Origin of the sequence: Alcaligenes sp. 13f, from assembly GCF_020496585.1 — a bacterium.
In the GTDB taxonomy this organism is placed as follows: Bacteria; Pseudomonadota; Gammaproteobacteria; order Burkholderiales; family Burkholderiaceae_B; genus Alcaligenes; species Alcaligenes phenolicus.
Genome location: NZ_JAHKKC010000034.1, coordinates 21,154 through 27,790, shown reverse-complemented (window position 1 = coordinate 27,790; position 6,637 = coordinate 21,154). Strand labels below are relative to the sequence as shown.

The window sequence follows — 6,637 nt, the reverse complement described above, 5'->3', positions numbered from 1 at the left end:
AACGGCGCCGCTCAGTTCCTTATCGACGGTGATGGGTGGGGCGGGAGAGTTCTCGCGGTGTCGGTCCGGCATTGGCCGATAGTTCAGGATGTCCCTCCACCCCGACACCTTAACCATACAAGTTCAGGATGCGCCCTGCGCTATCTCCTGACTAGGGCACCGGTGCGCAGCACCGGCAAGTGCTCAGCCCACCCCCAGCGCCCCACGGCCTCGAGCCTGGCTTTTAATCACCTCTCCTATGCCAAGCTCCATCCCAAGCACTAGTCTGAAGCCAAAACCCTTCTAACCAACAATGCAGCAGCATCAAAACCGCAACTACAGCGGCAAATAAAACAAAGCCTTGGCAAGCACCACAATCAGCAGCACGTGTGCAAAAACACTAAGGTGAATAATCCGTGATCGCCGCGCTGTCATGGTCTTGCGTCGGCTCATCACCATTACAGATAGAAAGTGCCCAAATACGCTTAGCGCCAGGGTGATCTTTACACCCAGCATCCAGGCACGAGCGCCACCAACCTCAAACAAGGCCCGATGCTGCCAGGCCAGGCTCAAGCCCGCACCGTAGAGCAATAACAAAACCCAAGGCATGATGCGACGCGCCCGCCGCCCCAGGGCATACTCGAACTCCCGCATCGATGGCCGGGAAACCAGACGCGCCAAAGGCGACAACATCAGCACCTCAAAAAACACAGTGCCGATGAAGAAAATCGCAGCCAGAAGGTGAACCAACAACAGGAGGAAATAGCTCATGAACAGCGCTCAGGAAAGCAGACGATTCATCAACGGTACACCAGGTCTCGCGCCCACAAACTGACTTCTGGCACATAGCTGATCAGCATCAAGCAAGCCAGGATGACGACTACAAAAGGCAGCAGGGGACGTATCAGTTTTTCCAAAGAAATCCCGGCCACTGAGCACGCCGCAAACAGGTTCACGCCAAAGGGCGGTGTCACCATCCCCAGTGCCAGATTGACCACCATGATGATTCCAAAATGCGCCGGATCAATGCCGAACTGCACGGCCACCGGCAACAACAAGGGAGCCAGCACCACGATCGAAGCCGACGTTTCAACGAACATCCCCACCACAAACAAGGCCGCGTTCACACCCAGCAAAAACATCATGGGGCTACTGAACAATTCCCCCAACCAGATCCCCATGGCAGCCGGAATGCCGGTGCGATTGAGCAGGAAACCAAACACACCCGCATTGGCGATGATGAACATGATGACCGCCGTGGACACCACGGAACGATGCAGCACCTTGGACAGGTCGCCCCATTTAACGCTGCGGTAGACAAACATGCTCACGATCAAGGCATAGACTACCGCCACCGCCGAAGCCTCGGTAGGCGTGAAAATACCCCCGTAAATCCCGCCGAGAATAATCACCGGCATCAACAAGGCCAGCCACGCCTGACGGAATGCCGTCCAGACACCCAAACGACCCACACCGTCCTGCAAACCCAGACCATGGCGGCGTGCATACAGCCACACATAAATCATCAAGGCGCCGCCGATCAACAAGCCAGGGCCAATACCCGCAACGAACAGCTCGCCTACCGACGTGTCCGTGGATACGGCAAACAGAATCATGGGAATGGACGGCGGGATGATCACCCCCAACTCCGCCGCTGAGGCCTGTAAGGATGCCGCGAACGGTGCCGGGTAGCCATGCCGGACCATGGCAGGGATCAGAATTGCCCCGACCGCAAAAGTGGTTGCCACACTGGAACCGGCCACCGCCGCAAAAATCATGCAGGTCAGCACACAGCTACAAGCCAGGCCCCCTTGAACACCCCCCACCAGGCTTTTGGCAAACTCCACCATACGGTTGGACATGCCGCCCGACTCCATCAGGTTGCCTGCCAGAATGAAGAAGGGCACCGCCACCAGGGGGTACTTGTCCAGAGCTGCATACAACTGCTGGGCGATGACCAGAAAAGTCATGCGCCCCTCCCAGGCTACTCCCGCCATATTGGCCAGCCCCACGGCAATCGCCACGGGCACCGTCAATACAAAAAACAGCAGCATGGACACAAGCATGATCTGGGACACGATACGGTCTCCGGTCTAAACAGATGCCCGTAAGGCATCCAGAGTTCGGTGGTACTTTACAGGCACGGAATCAGGTCTTGAGAATTAGAGCTGCGTGTTATCGACCACAGCAGGCGCAGGTTTCTCCAGCCAACGGGCCAACAGGCCCAAAATGCCCAGCACGGCACCAATCGGGATCGCGATATACACCCAGGAAATGGACCACTCCAGACTAGGCATGGTCTGAAACCGCACCCGCCAGGTCATTTGAATGCCGACCCAGGTCAACAGGCCGAAAAAAGCCAGACACGTAATCAGCACGGCCACATCCAGCCAATGCTGCGTCCGCTTGCCGACCCAGAGCCGCAGCACATCGACGCTTAGCATGGCACCTTGACGCAAGGCCAGACACAGACCCAGCATGACTGTCCAGATCAGAGCGGCACGTGACCAGGCCTCGCTCCAGTCGGCGGGCGACTGGAGCACGAAACGAGCGATCACTTGATAGAACGCAGCCGCCACTGCCGAGAGCAGCAGCAACTGCGTCACCCAGGACACCAGACGAAACAGGCCCTTATCCAGAACGGACAACAGAGCTTTCATGATGAATGCCGTTTACTGAGTCTGACGGATAGATTCGACCAGTTCCTGGCCGAACTGTTTGTAGTACTGGGGATAGACAGGCTCTACCGCTTTGGCAAACGCGGCATGGTCAACGGTATTGACCTGCATGCCTTCGGCCTTGACGGCATCCACGCCGGTTTTCTCGATGTCGTCCACGTAATCACGCATGGCCTGGGCAGCCGTTACGCCGGCATCTTTCATCAACTGCTTGTCCTGATCGGACAGGCCGTCATACACCGCCGGAGACATCAGCACCAAGGCCGGGCCATACACGTGAGCCGTCAGCGACAGGTACTTTTGCAGCTGCGGCAGCTTGGCCGACACAATCACGGACAAGGGATTTTCCTGGCCGTCGATGGTGCCTTGTTGCAGGGCGGTCGCCACTTCCGGCCAGGCCATAGGCGTAGCCAGAATGCCGATTTCACGGAAAGCGGCAATATGAATGGGGTTCTCTGTGGTGCGTATCTTCAGGCCCTTGGCATCAGCTGGGGTGGTGACAGGACGCACATTATTGGTCAGGTGACGGAAACCTTGCTCGCCCCAGGCCAGCGCCACAATTCCGCGTTTGGGAAATTCAGCCAGCATGTCCTGACCGATCTTGCCATCAAGCACATGACGGGCATGTTGCAGGTCGCGGAACAGGAAAGGGATATCGAACACGCCAGTCTTGGGCACAAAGTTCAGGGTTGCACCGGTAGACACAATCGCCAGATCAATCGTGCCCAGTTGCAGGCCTTCAATGACTTCGCGCTCGCCGCCCAGGGCGCTGTTGGGAAAGGCCTCGATGGTGTAATTGCCATCTTTTTCCAAGGCACTGGCAAAAGCTTTTGCGCCCGCACCATAGTGAGAGCTGGTGGACAAGGCGTAGGCCAACTTCAGGGGAGTCTGGGCCGTGGCCGCTCCCGCCGCCAGGCCCAAGCCCAGCATCAAACCTGCGGCCAAAAGACGGTTCTTCATGTGACGGTACATCATGCATGCCCCTCCTGTCTGAATGGATCAGTGTATTTAATGCGTAGTGCTCGGGCTGGGACATAGGGGTTTTTACGCCTGTGTCCCAGCCGGGCACCTTATTCTTCTACGTACCAGTTATCTTCGGACAACATGACCTGTTGATGGCCATAGCCCGCTGGCATCATGGGGAAACAGTTTTCCAGCGCCAGCACTTCCACGTTAAGGAAGAACGGGCCATCGTGGGCCAGACAACGCTCCAGCGCCGCATCCAGCTGATCGGGATGCTCCACGCGTTCGGCTTCCCAACCAAAGGCGCGCGACAAGGCCACAAAATCGGGCATGGCTTCGTTATAGCTGTGGCTGTAACGACCATCGTGAATCAGCTCTTGCCACTGGCGCACCATGCCCATGTGGCGGTTATTGCACAGAATCACCTTGATCGGCGTGCGGTGCTGCACCACGCTGGCCAGTTCCTGAATATTCATCAGCACCGAAGCATCACCACTGACGCACACTACCAGCTTGTCCGGATGCGCAATCTGCGCCCCAAAAGCGGCCGGCACGCCGTAACCCATGGTGCCGGCTCCACCCGAAGTCAGCCAACGGCGAGGACGATCAAACTTGATGTACTGCGCAGCCCACATCTGGTGCTGGCCCACATCGGTAGAGACGATGGCATCACGGCCTTCCAGATGCGCGTCCAGACGTTGCAGCAAGTGCTGCGGCAAGATGGCGTCGCTATGAGGCGTCACTTTCAAGCACTCTTGAGCACGCCACACGCCAATGCGCTGCCACCAATCATTCAAGCGACCTTCAGGCAATTCGTGATGCGACAGCTCTTTGCGCAAGGCACGCAGCAGGGGATAACAGTCGCCCACCAAAGCCACATCCGCACGCACCACCTTGTCGATGGAACCGGGGTCGATATCAATATGGATCTTGCTGGCATGCGGGCAGAAATCGGACAGACGGCCGGTAATGCGGTCGTCGAAGCGAGCGCCCACACAGATAATCAGATCCGCATGGTGCATGGCCAAGTTGGCTTCCAGCGTGCCGTGCATGCCCAACATGCCCACGAACTGCTCATCACGTGCAGGGTAAGCACCCAAGCCCATCAGGGTCAGTGTGCAAGGTGCGCCGGTTTCCTGAACCAGGCTGGTAAAGGCGTGGCTGGCATCGGCCCCGGAGTTGATCAGGCCACCACCACCGTAAAACACGGGGCGGCGAGCGTGCGCAATCATGGCGGCGGCGCGTTTGATCGCTGCTTCCTGGGCAGAGGCCGGAGCGGCAGGAGCCAAGAGGCTGTCAGCCTCGTCCTGGGCCGGCGCGTCGCTGCTGGCAGCGGGCAGGGTGGCGATCTGAATATCTTTGGGGAAGTCCAGCAGCACCGGACCGGGGCGACCCTGGGTACACAGGCGCAAGGCCTTGGCCGTCAAGGAGGCCACGTCTTCAATACGACGAACCTGGGCATTCCACTTGGTCACAGGGCGGGAAATACCAATCGCATCGCACTCCTGGAAAGCGGCGGTACCAATTGCGGTGGTCGCTACTTGACCACTAATACACAGGACAGGAATAGAATCACACAAGGCATCGAGCAAACCGGAGGTGGTATTGGCCATACCGGGGCCTGATGTCACCAGCACCACGCCAGGTTTGCCGGTGCTGCGGGCATAGCCTTCGGCCGCATGTACGGCAGCTTGCTCGTGACGAACCAAAATATGACGAATTCGCGGTTGGGCATGAAGAGCATCATAGAGCGGTAACACCGCTCCGCCAGGATAACCAAAAATGGTATCTACACCCTGAGCGATCAAGGTGTCGAGCAAGATTTGCGCGCCGTTGTGGGCGGTCGTTTCAAGTGACATGGTTGCGTAGCCCTGCATGTTTTGTAAGATAGAGATCGCCGTCCAGTTTATCCCCTTTTACAGGCTGATTCCCCATGGTCACTCAACGCCAACCCTGGCACGTCGTTAAACCATCCAAACTGCATGGCAACGGCGTCTTTGCGCTACGCGATATTCCAGCCGGAACGCGCATCCTGCAATATGCTGGCAAGCGGCTTACGCCGGAACAGGCCGATGCCTTGTTCCCCGTCAATCCGGATGAGCCTTTCCACACTTTTTTCTTTGCACTGAGCAATGGCAAAATTGTGGACGGTGGTCAGGGAGGCAATGATTCACGCTGGATCAACCACTCTTGCGCCCCCAACTGTGAAGGTCACGAGAACGCCGATGGCTCGCGCGTCTTTATTGTGGCCATGCGCGATATTCCTGCCGGGGAAGAGCTTTTGTATGACTACTCGCTGGTCATCGACGATGAAATTACCGAGGAGCTCAAGCAGAACTACCGCTGCCTGTGTGGCGCTCCCCAGTGCCGTGGCACCATGATTGCCCTGCAATCAGATCGCTCCCAGGCTGTTGCCGACGAGCTACGCGAAGTGGCCGCAGAATTGGATGCGGAAATGGAACAGGCCCGCAAAACCCCGGTTTCATCCAAACAAAAAGCCGCTGATCTGAAGGCCACTGCCATTAAGCAAGCAGAAAAGGGCGAGTCCGATCAGGATAAAGATGAGGACGCGGATAGCGATAAAGAATCCTCAAGCGAGAAAGGCAAAAAGGATAAGAAGAGCAAAAAGAAGAAAAAAGAAAAAGCCAAAAACAAGGATAAAAATAAAGACAAAAAGCCTTCCAAAAAGGACAAAGAAGGCAAAAAAGGGAAAAAGGACCGTAAAAAAGAGTAAGCTGTCCCCCAGCTTGCATTAGCCCAGGCTGCCTCACCGGCAGCCTGCACCCTTGCTAATCACCCGCACAGCAAGCCCGGCAACACCCCTGTCGGGCCTCTCAGAGCGCCACACACAGGCCCATCTGTCGTGCCGGGCCAGGTTTCAGACCTCATCAGCTAGGCGAAGCACCAACCCCCATATTGCGTGTGCCCTCGCCCCCATCCCTATCGTCTCTCCCCAGGCCAATGATGGCCCGCGGGTGCTATTGCACCGGGGGAAATTACTCACTGCCAGCCCCGTC

General features: G+C 57.3%; 6 protein-coding genes. 1 reads left to right on the top strand and 5 read right to left on the bottom strand.

The genetic code is table 11. From position 1 onward, the window contains the following. Positions 1-315: 315 nt before the first annotated feature. The 5 genes from KOE80_RS18830 to ilvB all read right to left on the bottom strand — a co-directional run bounded on the left by KOE80_RS18830 (position 316) and on the right by ilvB (position 5,497). Positions 316-750 (bottom strand): CopD family copper resistance protein, encoded by a 435-nt coding sequence (locus KOE80_RS18830; protein WP_226349730.1) that lies wholly within the window; start codon positions 748-750, stop codon positions 316-318. Between the two features lie 29 nt (positions 751-779). Beyond that, positions 780-2,057, bottom strand: a complete 1,278-nt coding sequence (locus tag KOE80_RS18825; protein WP_035269288.1) for a TRAP transporter large permease — start codon at positions 2,055-2,057, stop codon at positions 780-782. 84 nt (positions 2,058-2,141) lie between these two features. After that, positions 2,142-2,639 (bottom strand): TRAP transporter small permease, encoded by a 498-nt coding sequence (locus KOE80_RS18820; protein WP_226349729.1) that lies wholly within the window; start codon positions 2,637-2,639, stop codon positions 2,142-2,144. Between the two features lie 12 nt (positions 2,640-2,651). Beyond that, positions 2,652-3,617, bottom strand: a complete 966-nt coding sequence (locus tag KOE80_RS18815) for a TRAP transporter substrate-binding protein (RefSeq protein WP_226349731.1) — start codon at positions 3,615-3,617, stop codon at positions 2,652-2,654. Positions 3,618-3,727: 110 nt separating this feature from the next. Then, on the bottom strand, positions 3,728-5,497 hold the full coding sequence (ilvB, locus tag KOE80_RS18810; RefSeq protein WP_226349728.1) for a biosynthetic-type acetolactate synthase large subunit: 1,770 nt from the start codon (positions 5,495-5,497) through the stop codon (positions 3,728-3,730). Between the two features lie 56 nt (positions 5,498-5,553). Here ilvB and KOE80_RS18805 point away from each other — a divergent pair, with 56 nt between their 5' ends. Then, positions 5,554-6,354, top strand: coding sequence for an SET domain-containing protein (locus tag KOE80_RS18805; RefSeq protein WP_035269291.1), 801 nt, complete (start codon positions 5,554-5,556; stop codon positions 6,352-6,354). Positions 6,355-6,637: the final 283 nt, after the last annotated feature.